Source organism: Candidatus Poribacteria bacterium, from assembly GCA_026702755.1.
GTDB lineage: Bacteria > Poribacteria > WGA-4E > WGA-4E > WGA-3G > WGA-3G.
This window is the reverse complement of sequence record JAPPBX010000081.1, coordinates 1-24,436: the sequence shown is the minus strand read 5'-3', so window position 1 is coordinate 24,436 and position 24,436 is coordinate 1. Positions and strand designations below refer to the sequence as shown.

16 protein-coding genes are annotated in these 24,436 nt (G+C 47.4%); 5 read left to right on the top strand and 11 right to left on the bottom strand.

What is annotated here, in order from left to right; genetic code table 11:
* The first annotated feature begins 84 nt into the window (after nucleotides 1–84).
* Nucleotides 85–1,356 carry a glucuronate isomerase gene (locus tag OXH39_14675; protein MCY3551702.1) on the top strand — a complete coding sequence of 424 codons (1,272 nt, stop codon included), beginning with the start codon at nucleotides 85–87 and terminating at the stop codon, nucleotides 1,354–1,356.
* 14 nt (nucleotides 1,357–1,370) lie between these two features.
* Here the strand turns inward: OXH39_14675 and OXH39_14670 are convergent, their stop codons facing one another.
* The 8 genes from OXH39_14670 to OXH39_14635 form a co-directional block, all read right to left on the bottom strand.
* Nucleotides 1,371–1,655: a nucleotide pyrophosphohydrolase gene (locus OXH39_14670; protein MCY3551701.1), complete on the bottom strand. Its 285-nt coding sequence runs from the start codon at nucleotides 1,653–1,655 to the stop codon at nucleotides 1,371–1,373.
* A 189-nt stretch (nucleotides 1,656–1,844) separates the two neighbouring features.
* A complete protein-coding gene (locus OXH39_14665) occupies nucleotides 1,845–2,726 on the bottom strand; it encodes a transglutaminase family protein (protein MCY3551700.1) in 882 nt (293 codons plus the stop codon).
* A 39-nt stretch (nucleotides 2,727–2,765) separates the two neighbouring features.
* On the bottom strand, nucleotides 2,766–5,492 hold the full coding sequence (locus OXH39_14660) for a circularly permuted type 2 ATP-grasp protein (protein MCY3551699.1): 2,727 nt from the start codon (nucleotides 5,490–5,492) through the stop codon (nucleotides 2,766–2,768).
* Nucleotides 5,493–5,553: 61 nt separating this feature from the next.
* Complete coding sequence (locus tag OXH39_14655; GenBank protein MCY3551698.1) at nucleotides 5,554–8,889, bottom strand: transglutaminase family protein; 3,336 nt, start codon at nucleotides 8,887–8,889, stop codon at nucleotides 5,554–5,556.
* Between the two features lie 71 nt (nucleotides 8,890–8,960).
* Nucleotides 8,961–9,959 (bottom strand): alpha-E domain-containing protein, encoded by a 999-nt coding sequence (locus OXH39_14650; protein MCY3551697.1) that lies wholly within the window; start codon nucleotides 9,957–9,959, stop codon nucleotides 8,961–8,963.
* Between the two features lie 121 nt (nucleotides 9,960–10,080).
* Nucleotides 10,081–11,535 (bottom strand): circularly permuted type 2 ATP-grasp protein, encoded by a 1,455-nt coding sequence (locus OXH39_14645; GenBank protein ID MCY3551696.1) that lies wholly within the window; start codon nucleotides 11,533–11,535, stop codon nucleotides 10,081–10,083.
* 266 nt (nucleotides 11,536–11,801) lie between these two features.
* Nucleotides 11,802–12,995 (bottom strand): SUMF1/EgtB/PvdO family nonheme iron enzyme, encoded by a 1,194-nt coding sequence (locus OXH39_14640; GenBank protein ID MCY3551695.1) that lies wholly within the window; start codon nucleotides 12,993–12,995, stop codon nucleotides 11,802–11,804.
* A gap of 486 nt (nucleotides 12,996–13,481) precedes the next feature.
* Nucleotides 13,482–14,660, bottom strand: coding sequence for a hypothetical protein (locus tag OXH39_14635; protein ID MCY3551694.1), 1,179 nt, complete (start codon nucleotides 14,658–14,660; stop codon nucleotides 13,482–13,484).
* Nucleotides 14,661–14,855: 195 nt separating this feature from the next.
* Between OXH39_14635 and OXH39_14630 the strand changes: the two genes are divergently transcribed.
* The 4 genes from OXH39_14630 to OXH39_14615 all read left to right on the top strand — a co-directional run bounded on the left by OXH39_14630 (nucleotide 14,856) and on the right by OXH39_14615 (nucleotide 20,545).
* Entirely contained in the window at nucleotides 14,856–16,412 is a 1,557-nt protein-coding gene (locus tag OXH39_14630) for an RNA polymerase sigma factor (GenBank protein MCY3551693.1), read from the top strand.
* A gap of 140 nt (nucleotides 16,413–16,552) precedes the next feature.
* The gene (locus tag OXH39_14625; protein ID MCY3551692.1) at nucleotides 16,553–18,700 is read left to right on the top strand and encodes a hypothetical protein; all 2,148 of its coding nucleotides are present in this window, start codon (nucleotides 16,553–16,555) and stop codon (nucleotides 18,698–18,700) included.
* A 147-nt stretch (nucleotides 18,701–18,847) separates the two neighbouring features.
* Complete coding sequence (locus tag OXH39_14620; GenBank protein MCY3551691.1) at nucleotides 18,848–19,702, top strand: phytanoyl-CoA dioxygenase family protein; 855 nt, start codon at nucleotides 18,848–18,850, stop codon at nucleotides 19,700–19,702.
* 54 nt (nucleotides 19,703–19,756) lie between these two features.
* On the top strand, nucleotides 19,757–20,545 hold the full coding sequence (locus tag OXH39_14615; protein ID MCY3551690.1) for a LamG domain-containing protein: 789 nt from the start codon (nucleotides 19,757–19,759) through the stop codon (nucleotides 20,543–20,545).
* 24 nt (nucleotides 20,546–20,569) lie between these two features.
* On the opposite strand, the gene OXH39_14610 is transcribed toward OXH39_14615, so the two are convergent.
* Genes OXH39_14610 through OXH39_14600 form a run of 3 tightly spaced genes read right to left on the bottom strand, consistent with a single transcriptional unit; the run spans nucleotide 20,570 to nucleotide 24,184 of the window.
* Nucleotides 20,570–20,965 carry a DUF5615 family PIN-like protein gene (locus OXH39_14610; GenBank protein ID MCY3551689.1) on the bottom strand — a complete coding sequence of 132 codons (396 nt, stop codon included), beginning with the start codon at nucleotides 20,963–20,965 and terminating at the stop codon, nucleotides 20,570–20,572.
* A 2-nt stretch (nucleotides 20,966–20,967) separates the two neighbouring features.
* Nucleotides 20,968–21,366 carry a DUF433 domain-containing protein gene (locus OXH39_14605; protein ID MCY3551688.1) on the bottom strand — a complete coding sequence of 133 codons (399 nt, stop codon included), beginning with the start codon at nucleotides 21,364–21,366 and terminating at the stop codon, nucleotides 20,968–20,970.
* Between the two features lie 58 nt (nucleotides 21,367–21,424).
* The gene (locus OXH39_14600; GenBank protein MCY3551687.1) at nucleotides 21,425–24,184 is read right to left on the bottom strand and encodes a tetratricopeptide repeat protein; all 2,760 of its coding nucleotides are present in this window, start codon (nucleotides 24,182–24,184) and stop codon (nucleotides 21,425–21,427) included.
* Nucleotides 24,185–24,436 lie beyond the last annotated feature (252 nt).

Sequence of the window (24,436 nt, the reverse complement as noted above, 5' to 3'; positions counted from 1 at the left end):
ACTGCCGCGAGTTCGTTCAAACGGAGTTGGAAGGTGTCAACATCCGTTTTTTCTAATTATTTTTTTCAGAATCTGGAGGATTAAATGAATATGAATCATACACAGACACTTGCTACCACAGAACAGTTGAAAACCGCTGTTTTTGATGCTGTTGACACGCAAAACATCACAGATATTCACACGCACCTCTTTAGTCCACCTTTCGGTGACTTGTTGCTATGGGGTATAGATGAATTACTGACGTATCACTACCTCATCGCTGAAGTCTTTCGCAAATCCGATGTCTCGTATCAGCAATTTTGGGCGATGACAAAGACGGAACAAGCAGATCTCATCTGGCAGACGCTTTTTATTGAGAACTCACCGGTGAGTGAGGCGTGCCGAGGGGTTGTGACGGCTTTAAATGAATTGGGGTTAGATGTCGGGTCTCGCAATCTACAAGACTACCGCGACTATTTTGCGGATACCACCGTTGAGGCATTTATTGACACTGTTTTTGAACGCGCGAATGTCTCTAAAGTGGTGATGACGAACGACCCGTTTGATTCGGCAGAAGTACCGGTCTGGCAATCTGGTGACACGGGTGACACGCGCTTTGAAGCGGCTCTTCGGATGGATGTCCTCATCAACACATACCAAGAAGTCGGTTATGATCACCTTCTCGGTCTCGGCTACGATGTTGATCCTGATCTATCAACAGAGAAGACCTACAAAGAGGTGCGCCGATTTTTGGAAACTTGGATTCAGCGGATGAATCCGAAGTATATGGCGGTCTCTCTCCCACCGGATTTCCAATACCCTGAGGATGGTGTCCTTGGAAGGCTCTTTGATAACTGCATATTACCGATTTCTCGTGAATTTAACGTCCCGTTCGCACTGATGATTGGCGTGAAACGTGCGGTCAATCCACAACTTCAGATGGCAGGCGACGGAAGTGGGAAAGCAGATTTGACGAGTCTGGAAACGCTACTCCGTGAAAATCCTGACAATAAGTTTCTCGTTACACTCCTGTCGCGCGAGAACCAGCATGAATTGTGTGTGATTGGGCGGAAATTCAAGAATCTGATGATATTCGGATGTTGGTGGTTTATGAATAATCCGAGCGTCATTGAGGAGATTACACGGGAACGGATTGAACTGCTCGGTTTGAGTGTTATCCCACAGCATTCCGATGCACGAATTTTGGATCAGCTTGTCTATAAGTGGAAACACTCGCGTCAGATTATCGCGGACGTTTTGGTAGAGAAATATCAAACGCTTCTCGATGTCGGGTGGGGACCGACTTCGGCAGAGATTGAGCGGGATGTCAACAACCTGTTCGGCGGTAACTTCGATCGGTTTTTGAATGGAAATTAAGTCCACCACGCGAGTTAACAGTCGCAGGGCGTATCTTTGCATTTCGGGCAGCCCGCTGCGTAGATTTGCGCGGCATCTTCTAAGGAAATACCGAGCAGGCTTGCTAATGTAGCGAGCCATGCAAAAACATCGGCGAATTCCTCTCGCAGTCGTTCCATGTCCTGTGGCTGTTTGCGGATCTCCTTTGCCAATTCGCCGACCTCTTCAACGAACCATGTAAAGGTTAGTGGCACGCCGCGCTCAGCATCGCGCGTGTAATAGATATCTTCAATTTGCTTCTGAAACGCTTCAATTGTCATTTTTTTAATTTTCCTTGCGGTTCGGTTAGCGGGATTAATGATTTTCGCGTTCTTCTCCGTAGATCCGCTTTAATAGTTTTCAGTTTTCAGTTACAAGAGGTTTTGGATAATTCCAAAGTCTCTTTCTGAAAACTGAAAGGTTTTTTGCAGAAAAACCGAACTGAAAACTGATAACCAGCATGCGACTGGTTAAAAATTTTCCCGTTTACAATCCACCGAGACAGATAATTCATGTGTGCCACTCCCAAAGACAACACCCTTCAGCGGCGTTACGTCCGCATAGTCTCTCCCCCATGCGATTGTGATGTGTTGATCTGCTGGTATCTGATTATTTGTTGGATCGAAATCTACCCAGCCAAGCTGCGGCAGATAAACAGAAAACCACGCATGGGAGGCATCGGCACCCGCTAACGGTTCTTGATCCGGTGGTGGAGTGGTTTCAATATAGCCGCTGACGTAACGCGCAGCAAGCCCGAGCGCACGTAGACACCCGATACCGAGATGCGCAAAATCCTGACAAACACCCCGACGATACTCTATGACATCAGCCAAAGGTGTTACGATTGTCGTGAAACCCGGATCGTAGGTAAAATCTGTGTAGAGACGGGTAGTCAAATCGTTAACGGCTTCAAGCAGCGGTTTTCCTTTAGTAAACGACTTTTCAGCATAAGCATGAAGTTCGGGCATCATCGGAACCATTGGAGAGTCAAGAACATATTGCCGCATCTCCAGGATTCCTGGGTTTTGATCCATTTGCAGCTGCTGTCGCACCTCCTCCCAAGTGAGGTGCTCGGCGAAATTCAGTTGCATCTCTCTATCTTTGACGCTCACACGACTCGTAACCGTAACCGTGAGCTGATTATGAGGCTGCTGGATTGTGAAATAGTAAACGGTGTTTCCGAAGAAATCCTGACGTTCTCGGCACTCTCTGGGTTCGGGTGCAACAACGAATTGACTCTCGCTACAGTCCTGATGCGCAAAACTCCGGGGACTCAAACGCGCCTCGTTATAGCAGAGGTTCACGGGATGGGTATAGCTGTATTCAGTTTTATGGACGATCTTGTAGTTCATCGCAATAATCCTATAGACGCTGTGAGGCACTCCTCGGTACTAAAGGTTATCGGTTGTAATCAACTGCTGCGGTCTTTGGACGTGGCTAAAATAGGTCTGCGTGAGGACATCGGAAATGTCAATCAGTATCTGTGCAAGACGGACGAGGAGTTTTTCTAACCCCTTACGTTGTGTTGTGTGTTCCGAACGCTCAGCGAGGTCGATTGTATTAGAGAGCTGCAACTGCGTTAAAGCCTCCAGAATGAGTTGTTCCTCCTCGCTAAGCCGGTAGCCGAGTTTTTCTCTTGGGAGGATACGTATCTGTTCCTCAAGCCGTTTCAACTGATATAGGAGCGAGCGCGGATTGTTCTCGTCAAGAAGTAGCAACTCCAAGGCAGTTGGAAAGTGGAGTGCTGTACGATAGCGGCTGCGGTAAGTGATCAGGCTCTCGGCGGCAGCAAGGACAGATTCAAGTAACATATATTCAACCCAGTCGTCCTGAACAGCGACAAGACTCGAACGGCAAAGCACGATGAGAAGCAGTGCGCGTTCAATACGCCGCCCCATATCCAAACTAATCCAACCGATCGTTTGCGTCATGTTTTCGGCATTAAGCCCACTCAATGCTGAAAGAAAGATCATGAGTTGATCGAGTGAGGCTAATTCCGCCTCTTGCAGCACGAGATCCGTCAATATTTTTGGACTTGCCTCTCCATCTTTGGAGACGCTTTTTTCAAGGGCAGCACATAGATCTTCAATGCCGTTCATCACACGCCATGTGTCGGTAGACCAGCGGTCTCTGACTGCGTAAGCTGCGGTGAGAAGTGCCTGAAGCGTAGACACCAAGCTACCGGTGTTTTCCACGTCCAGCATGATGGAAAGAAGCTCATCTCCTAACGACTGTTCGTCTTTTCTGACGAAACCCGGGTGCGATGAAGTTAAGCCGGTCAGGGAGCGGAGCATGCTGTGGAGATACGCGAGTTCTGATACTTCCCTTTCATCGTCACCGAAAGTCTCCGTAAAGAGCGCAGCAGGCGGTCCCTGTGCTAAGTGCGAAGTCTCCAAGCCCATCCTACCCATCTTGACCTTATTCAACATAATCCGCAGGAGCCGCGCTTGCCCCTCTGCGCGTTCTGCATAGCGACCTACCCAGAACAGATTCTCAGCTGCACGACTCGACAATCCAGCGGGACTCGTAGAAGCAGGCCCCATCACCTCCGTGATATGTCGCTGCCATAAACTGACATGCGGTTCAGGTTCAGAGGCAAGTATCCAGGTGTCTTTACTAACCCCACCATCTTGGATTGAGATTGTCAGTTCACCCTTCTCGCCTGCACAACGGGTAAGTCCACCCGGCATCACGGTGTAGCCATCTCTCTCTGCGAACAAAAAACTACGGAGGATCGCGCGGCGGGGTTCAAGTTTCCCTTCAATCAGCGAGGGGGTTGTGGAGAAGTGAACATGCTCCTGCCCGACATAGAGATGCGGTTTGGCATTAATCCGAGCGCGAAGTGCATCAAGTTGGGTGCTATCGAGTTCAGTTCCAAACAGGGGGCGTCTGCCCGGTTGACGGTGAATGGGTTTGACAACTAACTTTTTGAGGTTTGCCAACACATAGTCGCGCGCCTTCGGTTGTCCACACCACCATGTTGCGACAGAGGGGAGACGTAGATCTTCACCTATCAACCGTTTTGCGATGTTCGGCAGGAACGGCATCAAGCCCGGATTTTCTAAAACACTGCTACCCGGTGGATTTATCACGACCACGTTTCCCTGTCGAATCGCTTCCAGCAAACCTGCGATCCCAAGTCTTGAGTCCTGTCGGAGTTCTAACGGATCACAGAAGATGTCGTCGACTCGGCGCAGAATAATATCAACAGGACGCAAGCCATCAAGCGATTTCAACCAAACGCGCCCATCCCACACCGTCAAGTCGTCCCCTTGGACTAAGGTGTAACCGAGGTAGTTTGCCAGATACGCGTGTTCAAAGTAAGTTTCATTGAGAGGACCAGGGGTCAGTACAACGACCTGTGGATTGTCTGTTTGGTGTGGGGCAATACGGGAAGCGGTTTCGAGTTGGTGTTGTAGGTCCACTACGCTGTTTTGTAGTGCGCGAAAGAAAAAAGAGAGTCGATGAACGCCGACTTCACCAAAGAGGTTTGGTAGTGCGCGCGCGAGGGCGGTGCGATTTTCGAGTGCATAGCCTGCACCTGATGGTGCCTGTGCCCGATCACCGAGTATCCACATTTCGCCGTCCGGTCCGCGCGCCAAATCGGCGGCATAACTCAACAGGAAAGGGAATCCAGACGGAACAAGCCCGACACACGCTCGCAAAAATCCGGCATGTGCATAAACCACTTCTGGTGGTATCAACCCATCTTTGATTAAGGTTCGCTCACCATAGAGGTCCGCCAAAATTAAGTTTAGCAGCTCCGCTCGTTGTGTAAGTCCGTCAGAGATCGTTTCCCAATCTGTTTTTGAGATAATTAGTGGAATGGGATCTAATTCCCACGGGCGATGTCCCTGCTGTTCCCCATGTAAGACGTAGGTGACACCATTCTCCCGAAGCAGACGTTGCACCTCTTTGTCGCGAGATTCCATCTCCGCGAGTCCTAAGGTGTCAAGTGCCTGCATGAAGGCATGCCAGTGCGGATTGATTTTTCTATCCGCCCCCAGCATCTCATCGATCTGCTTACCGGGAACATTGCCTGTACGTCCACGGGACGATTCGATGGCGTTATAACTATCGCCAATTACCGCCCAATCTTTTACATCTGCACGTTGCATTTTTCTATTTTCACTCAACTTGTATCACGCGTTCTCCATTTTTTTTACCCTTGGCACCAGATTAAAAGCCCTTACGGAGATCTAAAGTATAGGGATACTCAGCATTCATCTCTTCTGGCGGAACATTTATCGGACCAGGTGGATTCCCCTCAGCCAAAAAACGTCCAGTTGCGGGTGCTGATGGGCGCGGTTGAATAATACCTGGTGTATGCCCATCAGCCCCGAACCGACTTACACGTCGGGCTTCCGCCTCGTAGGCGTTGACTGGGAAGGTGTCGTAGTGTCGACCGCCCGGATGGGAAACGTGATAGGTACAGCCCCCAATTGCACGCCCGTTCCATGTGTCGATGATGTCAAACACGAGCGGTGAGTGTATGCCAATTGTAGGGTGCAATGCTGATGGCGGTTGCCACGCACGATAGCGCACCCCACCGACATATTCTCCGTATGTGCCAGTATTGTGAAGTATCAAGCGTCGTCCATTGCACGTGACGATGTAGCGGGAATCTGTCAATCCGCTGACCTTCACTTGGAGCCGCTCAACAGACGAATCAACAAAACGTGAGGTTCCCATCCGGGTTACCTCCTCACCGAGTACATGCCACGGTTCAATTGCCATCCTTAATTCCAGTTCAATATCTTGTATATTTATAGCACCCAACTTCGGGAAACGGAATTCAAAAAACGGTTCAAGCCACGCCATCTCAAACGAATAGCCTGCTTCTTGGAGTTCGGTAACGACCTCCTGTATATCAGCGTGGACATAGTGGTGAAGCATGAAACGATCGTGTAATTCTGTCCCCCAGCGTACGAGTTTGCCTTTGTAGGGTGTCTTCCAGAATTTGGCGATTAATGCGCGCACCAATAGCATCTGCACGACACTCATCTGGGCATGCGGTGGCATCTCAAAAGCGCGTAGTTCAAGCAATCCGAGTCTTCTACTCGCTGCATCGGGTGAATAAAGTTTATCAATACAGAACTCCGCTCGATGTGTATTACCGGTAAGATCTACCATGAGGTGTCTCAGCAGCCGGTCTACGAGCCAAGGCGGGACATCTTCCGCATCACCTATTTCATCAGGCATCTGCTCAAAAGCCACCTCAAGTTCATAGAGTTGTTCATCGCGCCCCTCATCCACGCGAGGAGCTTGGCTTGTTGGTCCGATGAATGTACCAGAAAAGAGATAAGACAAAGCGGGGTGATGCTGCCAATAGGTGATGAGGCTTCGCAGTAAGTGCGGCTTTCTCAGGAATGGACTGTCCACCGGGGTGGCTCCACCAATCACAATATGATTGCCGCCTCCGGTTCCAGTATGCCGACCATCCAACATGAATTTCTCAGCACTAAGTCCCGCTAACCGTGCTTGTGCATAGAGCATTGTGGTGTTATGTACCACCTCATCCCAATTTTTCGCTGGATGAATGTTCACCTCAATGACCCCTGGGTCGGGTGTCACATTTAGAGATTCAATTCGCGAATCATGTGGGACCTCATATCCTTCAAGAATTACCGGCATACCCAAGGCTTCAGCTGTTGCTTCAATCGCTTCAAGGAGTTTCAAATAGTGTTCTAAATGCGTTAGCGGTGGTATGAAGATGTGCAACCGTCCCTCACGCGGTTCAACGCAGAGTGCCGTGTGAAAAACTGTCTGCTCTTCCCCGTTTTCTGTGGTCGGTGTGCTTTGTAAGTTCGTTTGTTCTAATACGTCTAAATTCTCCTCGCGCGGTTCAAGCGGGTCACGTTCATAAGTTGTTTCGCGTTCTTCAGGAGGTATCCATTGTATAGATTCCAACGGTAGACGAAATCCTATCGGTGAATCACCGGGAATTAAGGACATGCGTTCACCCTTGAAATTCCACGCGCAACTTTCCCAAGTATCGTCTACAAGATCCCAGCGGAGCGGTAGTGTGTAGCCAATCGGTTCACCGAGTGCCTCTGTTTGCAGAAGCTGCGCGAGTCGGTGTCGTTCAGAAGCCTCTTTGAAGTCAAATTCAAGCGGATTAATATTGACAGGCAGCCTATCCTCTGTCCAGAGAAAAAAAAGCGCGTCTTCATAAGCTGGAACTACCTTATCCGGTGAGAGTTTCAAGCATTCGGCGAGACGATGTATAAATCGCTCCGCGTCTTGGGAACCGAAGCCATAATCCTTGTGAGGTTCGGCGAGAAGTTTATCGTTCCGCCATACAGGTACCCCGTCCTTGCGCCAAAAACACCCGAATTTCCATCTCGGTAAAGGTTCACCCGGATACCATTTTCCCTGTCCGTAATAGAGTGCACCGCCGGGTCCGAAACTATCGCGTAAACGCTGCAAAAGCCCCGCGCCCAATTCTCTTTTCCTGGGGCTATCCGCTTCCGTATCCCATTCTGCACCCTCTGTGTCATCAACTGACACGAAAGTAGGTTCACCGCCCATTGTCAATCGGATATCATTCTGAATTATATCCTCGTCAACCTGCTGGCCGAGAGCATTAATATCAGCCCACTGTGTTTCCGTGTAGGGTTTCGTCACGCGCGGGTCTTCGTAGATACGTTGGACAGTGTTGCTATAGGTAAATTCTGTTTCGCATGGATCTGTGTAGCCGGTGACGGGTGCGGCACTCACCGGATCTGGCACACACGCCAATGGAATATGTCCTTCTCCTGCGAGTAAGCCGGATGTCGGATCTAATCCTATCCACCCTGCGCCGGGTGCGTAAACCTCGCACCAAGCGTGCAAATCGGTGAAGTCTTGCGGAGGACCAGCAGGTCCTGTCACAGGTTTCTGATCGGCGACAAGCTGCACAAGGTAACCAGAAACAAAACGGGCGGCCAAACCGAGATGTCGCAAAATCTGGACAAGCAGCCACCCTGTGTCCCGGCATGAACCGATCTGCTTTTCTAAAGTCTCTTCGCAGGATTGGACCCCTGGTTCCATCCGAATGGTGTATTTTATATGTTCCGACAAAGATCTGTTGATGTCAACAAGGAAGTCATTGAATTTCTTCTTCGTCCGAGAAATATTTGCCAACCACGCTGTCAACAAGGGGCCGTCTTCTTTGACTTCAAGAAACGGTGTAAGTTCTTGTTTGAGCTGCGCCTGGTATGAAAAAGGATAGTGTTCAGCACTCGCTTCAAGGAAAAAATCGAAGGGATTGATGACGGTCATATCCGCAATGAGATCAACCTCAACCGACAAGGCGTGTGTGGGTTGTAGAAAAACGACACGGGCTTGATAATTGCCGAACGGGTCTTGCTGCCAATTAATGAAGTGTTCTTCGGGTTCAATTTTGAGCGAATACGCCTCAATCGGTGTGCGACAGTGGACCGCAGGTCTCAACCGAAAAATATGTGGCGATAAGCCGACAAGCCGGTCATAGCGATAGAGAGATTTGTGGTTAATTCCTACACGGATTGACATATCTGTCGCCCTTCATTTAGATGGTTATCGGTTTACAGTCAAGAGGCAAGTTAGATTCTCCAATCCATCTCTTAACTGATAACTGATGACTGAGACTGTTCCTGTTCTGCAGCAGGTTCTCCATTGACGGGTCGCAAAGCGAAAAACGTTTTGTAAATATCTTCACCGACTAAGTTCAGCTTGGTTTGGAAAGCATCAAGGAATTCATGCAAACCCGACGTGAGTACCTGTTTGACTTGGGCATACGCAAATTCGGAACGGAGCTGCCCCAAACGCTGCTCTGCTGGATTGGAGAAGGTTTCCAACGGGGTGCCGGATATCGCGTGTAGGGACTCCTCTGCCTTGGAGAGACAGTAGAGAACCGACCGTGGAAATTCACGATCTAACAGTAAAAACGCGACGACATCGTCCGGAGAGATGAGTCCATAGGTACGTCGGTACATTTCAAAACCGCTGGCAGAGTGTAACAGTGCCCCCCATTGAATGTCGTCAAAAGGTGTGTCCACATCCCAGATAGACGGAAGGAGAATAAAATATTTAACATCGACGATTCTCGAGGTTTTGTCCGCGCGTTCAATTAAACGTCCCAACTGACAAAAGTGCCATCCTTCGCTATGGGACATGATATTATCTGTGAGTCCCATAAAGAGGTGTGATGCGAGTTTGATCTCTGTAAAGAATTCATGGGGTTCTGCCATCGCCCACTGTTCGGAAGTGTTTGCGACCAGTAAGTAAGCATCGTTGAGCTGCTCCCACATCTCTGACGAGATATTTTCACGTATGGACCGCGCGTTTTCTCGACCAGCCCGCAAGCAAGAGACAATTGAATTTGGATTTTCAGTGTCAAACGCTAAAAATCGAATGACGGCTTCACGTGATGCCTCTCCGTAACGTTCAGCGAACACTTCATCATCGCCTGTGGTCGCAACAAGAGGCTCCCACTGTGCCTGCATACCTACGGGTGCATCAAGGATCAAACGCAGGTTGACATCGACAAAACGGGCGACATTCTCGGCACGTTCAATGTAGCGACTCATCCAATAAATTGATTCAGCAACGCGACTCAGCATATTTTTAATTTTCCTTGCGGTCAGTCAGATAGATTTTGATGAACACGGATCCTTTAGAGAATCCAAGCCGCACGTTGTTTGGCTTTTCGCGCTTTTATGTAGAGGTGAAGGAATCTCGCCTCTACGCGCCTTTTCCTGACGGCCCCGATAAGACCCACGTATCCTTGCTACCGCCACCTTGTGAGGAGTTGACGACAAGCGAACCCTTTTTGAGTGCGACCCGTGTCAATCCACCGGGGAGAACGTAAATCTCTTCACCATAAAGGATAAACGGACGCAAATCAACGTGCCGTCCCTCAAAATGGTCGTCAATAAGCACCGGCACCCGTGAAAGCGAGAGTGTCGGTTGTGCAATATAATTGCGCGGATTATCTTTGATTCGGCGGGCAAACTCCTCGTGTTCTGCTTTGGTTGCGTGGGGGCCGATCAGCATTCCATAGCCGCCAGACTGGTTGGCTTCCTTTACAACGAGTTCGTCGAGATGCTCCAGCACATATTTCTGATCGCTATCTTTCCAACACATGTAGGTCGGAACATTTGGGACAATAATGTCTTCGCCGAGATAATACTTGATGATCTCAGGGACGAAAGCACAGACAACTTTGTCGTCGGCGACACAAGTGCCAGGGGCATTAACCAAAGCGACACGTCCGGCTTTGTAAACATCCATCAATCCTGGAACGCCGAGCATTGATTCAGGTTTAAACGCTTTCGGGTCAAGGAAATCGTCGTTAATGCGGCGGTAGATGACATCAACACGCTCAAAGCCCTTCGTCGTTCGCGCGTGCACAAACCCGTCCATTACGACGAGATCGCGTCCCTCAACTAATTCAACTCCCATCTGTTGCGCGAGGAAGGAGTGTTCAAAGTATGCGGAGTTATAAACGCCAGGTGTTAGTACCGCAACTTCAGGAGATAAGATTTTGTCGGTTACGAGGTACCGGAGCGTATTCAGCAGTTGGCTCGGATAATCTTCGACCGGTTGAATTTGCGACATCCCAAAGAGTTGCGGAAAGGTCCGCTTCATTAACTGCCGATTTTCCACGACATAAGAGACACCAGATGGACAACCGAGATTATCCTCCAACACATAAACTTGTCCATCGCTATCGCGAACTAAGTCTGTACCAGTGATATGGCACCAGATCCCGCGCGGCGGGTCTAAACCGATGCAGGGTTGTAGGTATCTTTCCGATGAAAGCACGACATCTGCTGGAACGATACCGTCTTTAAGAATTTTTTGGTCGTGGTAAACGTCGTCAATGAATAGATTCAGCGCGTGGATGCGTTGTTTGAGTCCACGTTCTATCCATTCCCATTCACTGGCATCAATAATTCGTGGAATGAGATCGAACGGAAAGATTTTTTCGACACCTTGCTCGTCCGCGTAGACGTTGAACGTGATGCCCATTCGGAGTAACGCATATTCAGCGGCAATTTGGCGACGCGTGAGTTCGCCTTCAGGAAAACCTTCAATCCGCTCTACCAACATCTGGGCAGCGGGACGGGCACTCCCATCTGGAGCAAACATCTCGTCATAAAATCCATCAGTGCTGTATTCCTCAAATCCTGTCATTACAATGCACCTCCCCTACCTCGTGCGACTCACCTGCCAATTTTTTAGGCAATGCAGTTGGCTGTTGTTTAATTATAATGCACGGGTTGATTTGTGTTGTGAGCAAAAGCGTATATCCAAGTCTATGATGCCATATCCAGAAGGCAAAGTCAAGCGAAAATTTGGAGATATTTTCAGGTTTCGTGGGTGAAAGAGAAAAAGGGGCTGGTGATGGGGGTAGGCACAGGGTGTTGCCTTCACCCCGTGCCTATTCGGATGGTGCGTTTTTAACTTCTATCTGGCACAATAATGTCGTTCATATTTTCCGTAAGGTTCTCCTTGAACAGACGCAACTTCTCATAAGCACTCTTCTCACTGTGCTCGAAATGAATCTCAAGATAGAGCCTCCACAGTCTAAGCATCAGATCGTGGTTAATAGCAAACCGCTCAGAAGAACTGTCCGGTTCCATCTGTTCAGCATTGACCTCGCGGAAAATACGGATGAGTTCCTTTCCAAATGTACGAGGGTATCCGGTATTGGAGGTCACAATTTCAACGAACCTCAGATGAAGGTCAGTACGTGCAGCATAACCTTTTGACACGCTATAGCGCACGTTATCAAACTGGCTGAGCATCTCATCATAGAGAAAAGAAGCCATCTCAGCTGCCACCTTTGTTGTTGGATTCGTCTCCGTTGTTAACAACGCGCAACGAAAGCCGAGCGTCGCTACAGCACCATCTACGGGATATTGACTTTTCCTCGTGATTCGGATACCCTCGGCACCGTCAAACCAAGAACCCCCACGGACTCTATGATACCTACCACGGATATTGTCAAAATTTAACCCGTCTAAGCACCATTCCGCAACGTTGCCCGCCATGTCGTAGAGTCCGTATTCGTTTGGGAAATAACTACCGACCTCTCTTGTAGGTGGATCGCTGAAGTCTGTCGTAGGTGTGTAACGGTTATAGTTCGCTCTACTCTGGGGTTCAGCATCACCCCAAGGATATTTCTTCTCTATCAAGGTGGCACGTGCTGCGGGAAAACCGAACGTGATAGATGCAACGGAGGTGTATTTCTTCCCTACCGGTGTGCCGCGCGCCGCTCTTTCCCACTGTGCGTCTGTCGGCAAGTCTTTGCCAACCCATTCCGCGTAAGCCTTCGCTGCAAACCAACTGACGTTCACTACCGGATGATTTGCTTTATCCTTTGGATACATATTGTCGTCCCAAAGGGATAGGTATTTATTCCCCACAACCGAGACTAAAGCGTTGTCTTTTTCCCACTGAGGATTGGCATCAATGAATTTTTTATAGTCTGCGTTTGTGACTTCATAGACATCCATGTAAAATGCATCCATGCCATCGCCCACTGGAATGAACACCATCCGTTTTGGTACATCAGGCGTGCTAACTTTTAGTATGAAAACAAGTAACCCGAACAGGATTAATCCACAAAGGATTGTGCTTAGGTTTTTCATTTTAAGAATCCCCCATTACAGCACTACTTCCCACCGTATTTTCGGCAGGTGTATCAGTCTTGCTAATTTCTGGCTTTCTATTTGATATTTTTCATCAGACAACGAAAACCAACTATAGTATGTTTTATTTTGCTTTACTTTCTCAAGTGCTAATATTAACGTGAACTTGACTTAAGAGTTTACGGCATGGGCTTTAGAAAACGGAGAATTCTCTGCAAGTCCCTTTACCATGAGTAAGTGTAAATTTAGGATAAAGCGCAAAAAATTACTATAGTTAGCGATTTGGGTGGTAAGAAGGGAAAGAAAGAGATAGAAAGAAAAACGGAGTGTGTGAACAACACCCACGACCGGGACGTGACCAATCAACACCAACCCCCTAAATCCCCCTTATCAGGGGGACAGGGGACAGGTGAATTTAGAAAGTTCGCTAATGGAGTACCTATAGGTAGAAGTCTACCTATTTTGATAATTCGCTATAGTTGGGGGTTAGCCAACGGTTTGGAAAGATTCCCACGCGTCACCGGCTGCAGCGGCTTGACGTTCCAATTCAGTGCGCCAGCCAACGACTTTTCCGGATTTGATCTGCCGGATGTCATAACCAGCATACCGGTCTTCAAGTGTTTCACCGAGTTTCTGCGTTTCTGCCCAGCGGTCCCACGCTGTCTGCATCCACGTGTGCGGTAAAGCCTCTCGGACAGCAGGATCGAGTTGCCACGCGTTCCGTGCGTCCGCGACTGACGGCTCGCCGGTGAATTCACCCGACCATTTCGACCAACCGATGGACAGTGTGTTGCGCTCACGTTCAGGCACGGTGTGTCCGGTGTGGATGTTGTTGCCATTTCGGATGAGTGCCTCACCTGGCTTGAGCCGAATGGCGACCTGACCGGGTAAAGGGTCTTTCCTATTCCAGCTCGGTGTATATGGAACACCTTGATCTTTCATCGATTGTGGGAGTAGGACGTCGTGCTCAAACGGTGTACGCCACCGGTGGTGGCTACCGGGAATGAGTTCATGGCATTCGTCGTCTGTAAGTGCCAAAAACATGCTTACGCCGTTCCGTTCGGTGATTCGCTTCTCGTTGCTTTCTTGAATCTCTTTCCAACGAATCCGCTCTACCTCTTCGGAATAATCTTCAGGGGTATCTCCGCGGATTTCCTTTTGTGAGAAGTAGCCTGCTCCGTCGCCCCACCATGTCACATCTCGGTGCCAACTCGGACCGTTCTCGTTCCGTCGGGGGTTCGCCCATAGTAGCATCCCACTAAATGTCAGGTCCTCAGGTTGGACCCCGTGACACCATGAGGTAATGAAATCCAAGAAATCTGAAGAGCCGTGGAATTCGGAGAAACTTGGTTCGCCGAAAGCGGGATGGATGAGTCCCCGGATTGCCCACGGTTCATCTTCCGCTGCACGATGTACGTAGCCCTTTGAACAGTCAATTTTGTCGTAGGTGTGTTCGGGGGCGCATGCCTCGGTAACACGCCGTCCTGCTTCTCGCAGAATCGGGATCCATGGGTTATCAACAAAATCGTTGATGATGACAAAGCCGTGCTCTTTCAGGTATGCCAACCTTTCAGGTGTGGCACCCGGAGCCGAAAGTTCAGGTTTGAAATCCGCGAATGCAGTCGCGCGGTAAGTTTCCTTCGCTTGTGATTCATTTGTGCTCATTGTCGTTCCTCCGTGTCAGACAGTGATTTTGAACCAGTACGCTATTTTAGCATACTTTAGAATATTTACGCAAACTTTGAGGTAAGTGTGTAAAGTTTTCCACTTTTTCGCGGAATTGTGTACGCTTTTCCCCTCAAGTCGCGTCACTATATAGTAGATAAAGGTAGATAAAGCATTTTCCGTTAGAGGTGTTTGATGAGAAATGACAATATTGAACTAATTCAACGTATCCTTGAAGGCGATGACGCTGCTTTTGCGTGTTTGGTTAGACAGTACCAGAAGCGGGTTCACGCGCTCGCATGGCGAAAAATAGGGGATTTCCATATCGCTGAGGATATTACGCAGGAGACGTTCCTACAGGTCTATCGAAAATTGGCAACGCTGAAAAATCCAAGTCAGTTTCCGGGTTGGCTTTACGTTATTACGAACCGCTGCTGCCTCGCATGGCTTCGCAAGAAACAGATCCAAACGCAATCCTTGGAGGAAATAGATATGGCAATAGCAGAGAGAACTTCTTACTCCGGATACGTAGTTACAGAGCAAGCGGAAAGTGCAGCGGAAACCAAACGCGAATTGGTCAAAAACTTATTGGCGAAGTTGAAGGAAAGCGATCGCACTGTCGTCACGCTCTACTACTTCGGCGAAATGACTTATGAGGAGATAGGCGAGTTTTTAGGGATGTCCGCCGATACAGTTCGGATGCGTGTCCGCCGCGCGCTGCAACGCTTAAAAAAGCACGAACCGCTGATTCGCGAGGCACTGAGCAGTTTCCAACTGTCTCCTAATTTAACCGAGAACATCATGCGCGAAATTCCGCGGATCAAACCCTTACCTCCTACCGGAGGGAACCCACCGGTAGTGCCGTGGGCAATTGCGGCTTCAACTGTTATTCTGATTGTGATGATGCTCAGCATCAGCAACCAATACTTGGCGCGTTTCCAGCGGCCTTACAGTTTTGATGCTACATCCGAGATGACTGTCGAGCTGATTGATGTTCCCATTGTTCTTGATCTCACATCAAAGCCTGATGTCCGAAATCAGTTTGGAAATACTGATGGCATTAATAAAAGGAGTAGTACAGGCATGAAACTCAACGATATACTTGAATCACACTTTAATGCTATTGGCGGTCTCGCGCGGCTCTCAGAAATTCGGAATGTCCAACGTTCCGGCGACGCACAATTAACGCAGTGGAATGGGCAATCCGCGAACGAATTAGGTAGCATTGAAATAACAACTGTCGTTAGAAAAAAATCGTATACCAGACTTGACTTCGGTGAACTTTTCCGTGAGATCACCATCTGGAATGGTACAGAAGGTTGGAAATCCATTATGGGAAACAGTCCAACAACCCTCCCAGAAACAGAATATGGGCGTGCGAAAAACACAACCTATATATATCCATTGCAGGCAATCTACGAAGAACTGGGTAGCAGCGCGCTTGAATTGGCTGAAGATGAGCTGTTTTGGGGTAAGGAATGCTCAGTGATTCGCGTCATTGACTCGGAAGATGTATTTTATATTGATAAGGCTTCCAACCTACTTGTCGGAGCAAAAACGACCTATACAGGTCTGAATGCCAAAAATGCTATTGCGGTCCTTCTCTATGATAATTACACGGATTATGAGGGTGTAATGTTGCCTAATTCCTACGAAATCTTCATTGGGAACGGTGTATTAACAGTCAATTACACCTTCACAAAAACAGAGATTGATACCTTATTAGACGCGGCGATTTTTCAGAAACCGTAAGGTTTCGGCGTTATCCGCAAACGCTTGTGTGGCCGCATAGACAAAGCGCGCTATTCAGCATGCTGAGATTAACGATTTTCAAGTATCTCATTCTGTTTACACTGTTCACAACCTATCCTAAAGGAAGTTGAAACTCACCTATGAAATCTTGCTTATTCTTTGTCCTATCTATTGGGATCATGATGCCGTTCTCTGTGTTTGCCGAAACGAACCCTGCTCAAGAGGATACACCGGAAAGCACCGAACAGTCCGTTGGAACGGGTGTCCAACTTGAAACTGTGATTGTGGAAGGGCAACGCCTTCTGCCAACGATCAGTCGTAAAGAGATGCGTGGCAGCGAACTCGTCCAGATCCCTAGTGCAGGAGGTGACGCGCTCAGAGCAATCATGACCCTGCCGGGCATTGGTGTTCCCAACGATTTTCTCCGCGCACTCCATATCCGTGGGAGCGCACCGGGCGATACACGCATCTATCTTGACAGAACCCCGCTGAGTTATCCATTCCACTTTGGTGGATTCTTCTCAACGACGCACTCTGATAGTATTGAAGACATCTATGTGTATGCAGCTGGCTACGGTGCAGAATTCGGATTGGATTCGCAATCGGTTATTGACATCCGAACGCGCGAACGTTTGAATAAACAGTGGGGCGGTGTTTTGGACTTCAACTTTGTATCGCCGCACGGGTTCTTTGAAACCAAAATCGGGGACAAGGGTTACGCGTCCGTCGCTGGACGTTTCACAACCTATAATCTCATACTCGGACTTTTCTTTGATTGGACATTTCCCACTTGGTCGGATTATGAACTTAAATTTGCATACCAACTCACCGAAAAACATCACCTCACTGTCAACGGTATAGGTGCGACGGATCATTTTGACTTTTCTAACACCGAATCAGAGGAAACATCACGTTCTTCCGCCTATTTCAAGAACGGGTTTCAGGCAGAAGGCATCCACCTCCGCTCGCATCTCACCGATACACTCACATCTCATCTTTCACTTACGCATTCTTATAACTTTCTCAATATCAATTTCGGTGGCAATCCAAGCCAAAGTGAAGCATCGCCAAGTGAAAAATTTATCTACTCAGTCCAAGTTAACACGCCAACGTATACCCTTCGCGAAGACATCTCCTACAAGCTCACTCCGAAACTTCAACTTGAACCAGGACTTCTCTTCGCCTTCAGTCCAGCCGAGAGTAGGACACACACCCTCCTTCCACAGAACATCAGTGCTGATGACGAGAAACTCGTTTGGCAAGAGAAATTTGACGAATTTAATTACGACTTTCAGCACACCGAAGGGTACCTACAAGCACGTTACGATCCACTATCCTTTCTGTCAGTCGCACTGGGTGTGCGGTTTGATTACCTCAATTTGACGGAGGAACTCTCAATTCAGCCACGCGGCAGCCTTAGCTTAACACTCCCGACGACCTCTACCCTCCGAATCGCTTATGGTAGATACGAACAGAGCCCGTTCGCGTATCAAGTCCTCAAAACAGAGGGGAACAGAGCCCTGAAATCGAGCATAACCGAACACTATGTCGTCGAATTAGAGCATGAACTCTCACCACAAACACAACTCAAATTCGCGCTTTATTACAAAGACATGGAAAAATTAGTCACTCGATCTGTCAATGTTGATGCACTTTTTGATGACACGGATACACCGATTACAACCGTATATCGCAATCAAGGCACTGGCTTTGTAAATGGCGCAGAGATCTTCCTGCAGCACCGTATGAGCGAAAAATTTTTCGGATGGCTCTCTTACGCCTATACCCATGCAGAACGGCGTGAGACCCCCGACGCGCTCTACAAACCCTTTCTTTTTGACAATACACACATTGCCAGTCTCGTTGCCAACTATAGTCCGAGACCCAAAGTCAGTATCGGCGCAAAGTGGCAATATGTAAGCGGTACTTCCGCAGTTCCTCTAAGCACACTCCTAATGATCCAAGATCCCGCCACGCTCGGTATGCATCCACTCCTCTCTGATGTCGCAGGCGCGATTGCGCCCACTGCGTTTCAAGCGTATCACCGCTTAGATCTTCGGTTGAGTCGGCAAAGAACGCAATGGGGCATTCCTGTAACTGAATTCATTGAAGTCTGGAATGTTTATAACAGCCAAAATAAGATAAATTTCAGTTTTCCTGATAAACTTGTTGAGGAATTCAAGAAAGCGGATTCCGAGGAATTTCCGATAGACTTGGAGACCTCGGCGTATAAGAGTCCCGTGCGGTTTCCGTTTAATTTCACCTTCGGAGCCACATATAAATTTTAACGCACGTATCCGCTTTCTTGTAAGGCCACCTCGCGGTAATTGAACCGTTCTGGTTTCTCTTGACTTTTTCCCAAAACATGCTATGATTTTTGCGGCGGTTCGGAAATTCTTTTATCCGTTCCGTATACTCTGAAACAGGAGCTCGCAATGAACACAGAATCGACACCGCAGGATCGGCATTTTGGATTGAGTGAAGACGAATTGGCATATTGGAATGAGAACGGTTATCTGGTCCGCTTGGACGTATTCACGCCTGAAGAAAACGATGCGTTCCGGCAAGTTGCGGAAGACATTGTTGACCGGAAACGTCCATTTCCGCCTGAACATATTGATCAGAACGCCCTCGTTAGAGATGGAAAAGCAGAGCAGCAAGGTATCTACGCCATACACAAAATTCATTTTCCGAGCTGCTACGACCCAGAATTCCTCGCCCGTGTGCGTGATCCGCGTCTCACCGACCCAATCGTTGACATTCTCGGTCCAGACATTCTCGGTATCAATACGTTGTTTATCTGGAAAGCACCCAAGATTGGTCTCGGTTTCCCGTGGCATCAAGATAAATTCTATTTCCGTACCCGGTTTAGGACGGAAACGACTGTCGGGACGTGGACAGCCATTGACCCCGCAGATCGGGAGAATGGTTGCCTCTACGTTATCCCGGGTAGCCATAAATGGGATATTTTTCAGCATGACGATCTTGAGGGTTCACAACAACGTGAGTTCAAATTGGCACGTGGTGTCCGCGATGAAGACGGTGTTGCGGTAGAGGTGCCACCCGGTGCGGTTATCTGGTTTCACAGTCACCTTCTGCATAAGAGCATGGACAATCATAGCCTACGGTTCCGCCGTAGTTTCGTTGCCCACTACCTCAGTGCACAAGCAGAATGGACAACGCCTAAACCCAAGGGAGGTTCCGCCGTCATGTGGGTTCGCGGTAGGACTTTTCCCGACAAGGTTCACGAAGTTGAACGCGATGTCCTACCCGTTTCCAAATCCGATTAACACTGTTTTTGAAGGCGTGATTGATAAGGTTCAGAATCTAAGGAGGAACGATCCATGAAAACGAAATTGTCTCTCTCTGTTCTGCTTTTAGTCGGTTTCGTAATTTCTATCACGGTGATTCAGTCCGCAAAAGCCGAGGATCCAAGAGTCAAAATGGGGCTTGCGGCACTTTGGACCCTTGACAAAGACACCGTTCAAGGAAAAGACATTAAAGATGTTTTCGGGAAAAACACCGGAACCATTACGGGCAAACCCAACCAAATAGATGGGTTTCGCAGTGAAGCTCTCGATTTTGACGGTGCTGTTGATTTGATACGAATGAGGGAGGACCTCTTCTTCCCGTCTGTGACGATGGAGGCGATTATTAAACCGACCCTTGGCACACGAAATCCGATCTATGACAAATACAACTACGGCATTCAACTGCTCGATAACAATAACGTTGGCATCTGGATTCGCGCGGATACGGCAAACGCGGCAAAGCATTGGCCCTCCGCTTACGTACCGTTCCCAGCTGATGGCGAGTGGCATCATGTCGTTGGAGTTGTTGAGAACAAAAAGTCCGTCCGCATCTATTTGGACGGTGAACTAAAAAAGACGACCCCGGCACCTGATCCAATCAGTATCGCTTACGGTGCCGCCCACAAGCCGACAATCGCCTACACACAGCACTTGGGCGGTATCTGGTACGCCGGTGCTATTGACGAAGTTGCTATTTTTGAGGGAGCGTTAAGTGATGCCGACGTGAGGCGATTGCATACACTGGCGTTGGCGGTTGAACCCATTGGAAAACTGGCGGTAATGTGGGGCACACTCAAGCAGTCGATGACTGAACGGGACTAATTTGGGAGATTTCCGTCCTTTTCCTCACTTAAGTCGGATAAAGACGATTTGACCAATATATTCGTCTTCACCTATATATTCGTCTTCACCAATATATTCGTCTTCATGGGATGCCCCAGTAATGGGAATCAGACGTTCAATAATTAATCCGATTGACGCTTTCAGATTAATTATGAAAATGCCCGGCACATGGCGGCCAGCTGCCAAATGGTCAGAGAGATGCTGAGGCATACTTTTCTGATTATTTGTTATCAAGTTGAATCCGTTCTGCTCACACCACTCTAGGATTTCAGGGTCTGAAGTGCTTTTTGCAGGGGTGCCTTCATCGCCAATCGCCAAGCCTGTTAATGATGGTTCATGATAAAGCAATTGCGTGCGGAAGATTGGTGGGATATGTTCGTCTAACAAATACCGACGCATCTTTATTCCTGTTCATTTTTGGGCAAAGACGGTATTGTGCTTGCGGAACCGTCTTTCGGGATGTTCGGGCGTGAATTATTAGGAACAGCCTGCCTTTTTGCTTTAAGCGCACGCAAACGAACAACAACGGAGGGCAAATTTTTCTCGTATTCTTCTCGTGCCTTCCGGCAGTATTCCAGATAATTTTCCAAATATGCACCAACTTTTTCTGGGTTTTGCAGATAATATAGGATTGTAGCGTAGACCTGTTCCAGTGTAACCGTATGGTAACGATCAGCGATTGCCTCTGCTGTTTTGCCGTCATGAATATACTCGTCCAGAACAGTTTCAATACCTATACGTGTTCCCTTAATACGAATGTCGTTTTCTGCTAAAAAGTTGAAGTAATCTTCAATTTGCATGTCCATATTTCGATTGGAGATGAGACTGAAAGAGTGTTCAGGTTGTTTAGTTTGTTTTCTAAAATGGATGTTTTTGTGCGTATACCTCGATCTGCTCAAGAATACGTTCTTCAACTGGCAAGTACAATGTAAACCTTTTTTCGATCTGCTCTGCAAGTAGAATAAGCACTTCCCGAGTTCTCCGGTTGGAGGTAAGTTCTTTCAACAAGACTTGAGTCAAATATTCGCTTTGGTGATGCAGAATCGGTTGTTCCCACAGTTCACAGAGAAAATCGGCTGTCACATTTAATGCTGAAACTAAACTTGATCTTTGACCTCCCAGGACTTGGACTAAACTATTATAAGGTTCAACGGGTTTCCAGTCCGATTGTTCTGCTGCTTCGATTAGCACGTCTGAATTGAATTGCGTGTGATAGTAATGCGAACAAACCAGTTTTATCGTCATCTTATCGTATTCAGCCTTGCTAAGCAGACCTTTATTAACACAATGTTCTAATACAACTTGGGTCCATACTCCATTTAATCTAAGATGTCCATCATCCGAAAGGAGCAAATAATCCGGTTGATTTGCAATAAGAAGGGTATCAATAAAATGCGGTTGAAGCATATTATTGAGTTCGCGCTTGTCTAATTGGTTCATTTCTAGTGCCGGGGTGCATGGCTCAACTTCACAATTTTCCTTAATCCATTTGACAATGCCTTTTAGATATTCTATGCCGTGTTTAGCGTCCTCGGGGTTGATAATCTGTTTTACATATCGGTCTCCTTGTTTCCCAACTGTCATACCTTCTCGTTCCGACCACATACATTCTCTCTCATTGATAATGCCTTGCAGTTCATCAATGGTTGATTGAGCAATGCGGAGTTTTCCAAATGCTCTAACAACAATATCGGCAGCTTCCAGACAGTGTAGGGTTATGAGTGAAATGAGGTCCACAACGAGTTTGAGTTGGGGATTCTCAAGTAAAGCAAGTGCTTGTATTTTCTCTTCAAGATTCCCTGCACAACACCTAATACCCAAGTCAGGACTGCTCATTAGAAAACCCCAAGTGTCTAAAACATTACCGCCTGCCAAGTTTGTGAAAGCACCTATAGGAAGTCTGTTTTCCTTATAGACTTTTGAAATCTGAAGAGTGGCTTCGTGTTGCCGATCAACAGAATCTAACAGTGGTCGAAATTCCGTGGAGTCATCTGTTTCGTTAGAATCGGGTAGTTTTATAGACCATAGTCCCGGAGTACCTGGAAAACGTTCGGAAAATCTAAGTAAAGTGTCCTGAAATGCGTAAACGTACTTACTTTTGATGTCGGCAATTTGTCTAATATCTGCGCCGAATGGATTTTGCTGAAGATATAATTTGTCATTTACAGATTTACCAAGTGAAAGTTGGGCTAGCGGGTGTTCAAGGTCAAGCTCGTCGGATCTGTAGTCTCCATTTTCACGCTTCTCAATGATATACCAGTTTTTTTGACCGGAATTATCAAGGTATATTGCGGTTCCGGGTTGAACTTGAGTAGGGTACAATAACTCACCAATTTGTTTTTCAACTTGAAGAAATAAGCCGAAGTATTTCAAATGGGCATCAGCATCATTGAAATGCGATCTTCGCGCCTCGTACATGATTTCCAAGGCCTTTTCGGGCTTAGACCCAATCTGGTACAAATGGGCGAGGTTAAAGCAGGATTGCAGGGGAAGATTTTTCGAGTCAAATGTTTCTTCTAGCAAATTCTCGAACTCTTTAACATCGTTTAAGCGGTAATACACATAAGCGAGATGTATTCGCATGTCGGCATCATCTGGAAATGTCCTTAGATACGCTTCACATAAGGCTAATGCTTTATTTAAATCTCCTATTTTTTCATAAATTTCGTACTCTATCTTGGATACGTTTTCAAGTGGTCCTCCGTATTTCTCGCGCAGTTTACGGCAAATCTCAAGTGCCTTACCTATTTCACCAGCGTTGTAGTAACTTTTAAGCAGCCACTGTGTCAATTCAGAATTTTGGTTCGTGTCCGCAAGTTTTTCGTACAGTGTTGCAGCTTCTTTAAATTGCTCATGGATATATAGTTGGTCAGCCAACTCCACGATTTCTAGGAATTCCTCGCTATCTTGGGCATAGTCGTATGCTTTTTTAAGTTGAGAAAGAGTTTCCTCGCGTTTTCCAGTTGCACTAGAAATCTGAGCAGCGTCAACAAGATAAAATATATTTGTTGGACACAATTCGCGCATAGTTCTGGAAATTTGCTGTGCTTCCGTAAAACATCCATGAGAAATGTAAATCCTAATGAGTAAACGATTCGCCTCTTCTTGTAATTCCGAAGATGGATTTGTGCTTAAAAAATCATTGAGTTTTGCAATAGCTTCCTCAAAACGGTTACCAGCGAATAAGAAATTGGCGAGTATAATTGGAATTTCGGGAACTTCTGAATTAGATTGGATTTTCTCTAAAAACTCAATGGCACTTTCTCTTTCTCCAGCCTGAAATGCTAATATAGCTCGTTTTTTTACCAAATCAGGATTTAATGGTTCAATTTCTAAGGCTGTGTCAAGGTCCTTTATTGTCTCCTTTATTTTCCCAAGATGAAAATGTGCCATACTTCTGTTGATAATCCAACCTACCCGAAAGCCTCGTAATTCGGTTCTAGAAATGCAGCCCCATGCCTCTGTGAGAAGATCAATTGCTTGTCTTAATTGTGCCCTTTGTGCCTTGTCAAATTGCTTGGCAACCATTGTAAGCTGATCAGCCAACGCTTGCTCAATTAGAATAGCTGCCAGAGCAGCTTTAAAATCAGGAACGTTTTCCTGTTCCTGTGCTACCATGATTTCGCGCCACTTTCTTGCATCTTCAAGGTTTCCGCGTTGCTTGGCGATATTACTGATTGCATATGCAACTTGTGGGATATCCCGCAAATGTTTCGGAACTTCACCAATTACCTCTTCAAGTGTTACCTCATCTGTTGATGTTTCAATAAGAATGATGTACGCATCTGCATTGTTAGGATTCTTTTGTAATGTCTTGAAGTGCTACCGTTTATTTAGACCACAATTTAGCAAAGTTAAGACAAGTTTTTT

Coding starts and splice junctions, on each gene's coding strand:
- OXH39_14675 (MCY3551702.1), top strand. CDS start 85: ATGAATATGAATCATACACAGACACTTGCTACCACAGAACAGTTGAAA.
- OXH39_14670 (MCY3551701.1), bottom strand. CDS start 1,655: ATGACAATTGAAGCGTTTCAGAAGCAAATTGAAGATATCTATTACACG.
- OXH39_14665 (MCY3551700.1), bottom strand. CDS start 2,726: ATGAACTACAAGATCGTCCATAAAACTGAATACAGCTATACCCATCCC.
- OXH39_14660 (MCY3551699.1), bottom strand. CDS start 5,492: ATGCAACGTGCAGATGTAAAAGATTGGGCGGTAATTGGCGATAGTTAT.
- OXH39_14655 (MCY3551698.1), bottom strand. CDS start 8,889: ATGTCAATCCGTGTAGGAATTAACCACAAATCTCTCTATCGCTATGAC.
- OXH39_14650 (MCY3551697.1), bottom strand. CDS start 9,959: ATGCTGAGTCGCGTTGCTGAATCAATTTATTGGATGAGTCGCTACATT.
- OXH39_14645 (MCY3551696.1), bottom strand. CDS start 11,535: ATGACAGGATTTGAGGAATACAGCACTGATGGATTTTATGACGAGATG.
- OXH39_14640 (MCY3551695.1), bottom strand. CDS start 12,995: ATGAAAAACCTAAGCACAATCCTTTGTGGATTAATCCTGTTCGGGTTA.
- OXH39_14635 (MCY3551694.1), bottom strand. CDS start 14,660: ATGAGCACAAATGAATCACAAGCGAAGGAAACTTACCGCGCGACTGCA.
- OXH39_14630 (MCY3551693.1), top strand. CDS start 14,856: ATGAGAAATGACAATATTGAACTAATTCAACGTATCCTTGAAGGCGAT.
- OXH39_14625 (MCY3551692.1), top strand. CDS start 16,553: ATGAAATCTTGCTTATTCTTTGTCCTATCTATTGGGATCATGATGCCG.
- OXH39_14620 (MCY3551691.1), top strand. CDS start 18,848: ATGAACACAGAATCGACACCGCAGGATCGGCATTTTGGATTGAGTGAA.
- OXH39_14615 (MCY3551690.1), top strand. CDS start 19,757: ATGAAAACGAAATTGTCTCTCTCTGTTCTGCTTTTAGTCGGTTTCGTA.
- OXH39_14610 (MCY3551689.1), bottom strand. CDS start 20,965: ATGCGTCGGTATTTGTTAGACGAACATATCCCACCAATCTTCCGCACG.
- OXH39_14605 (MCY3551688.1), bottom strand. CDS start 21,366: ATGCAAATTGAAGATTACTTCAACTTTTTAGCAGAAAACGACATTCGT.
- OXH39_14600 (MCY3551687.1), bottom strand. CDS start 24,184: ATGGTAGCACAGGAACAGGAAAACGTTCCTGATTTTAAAGCTGCTCTG.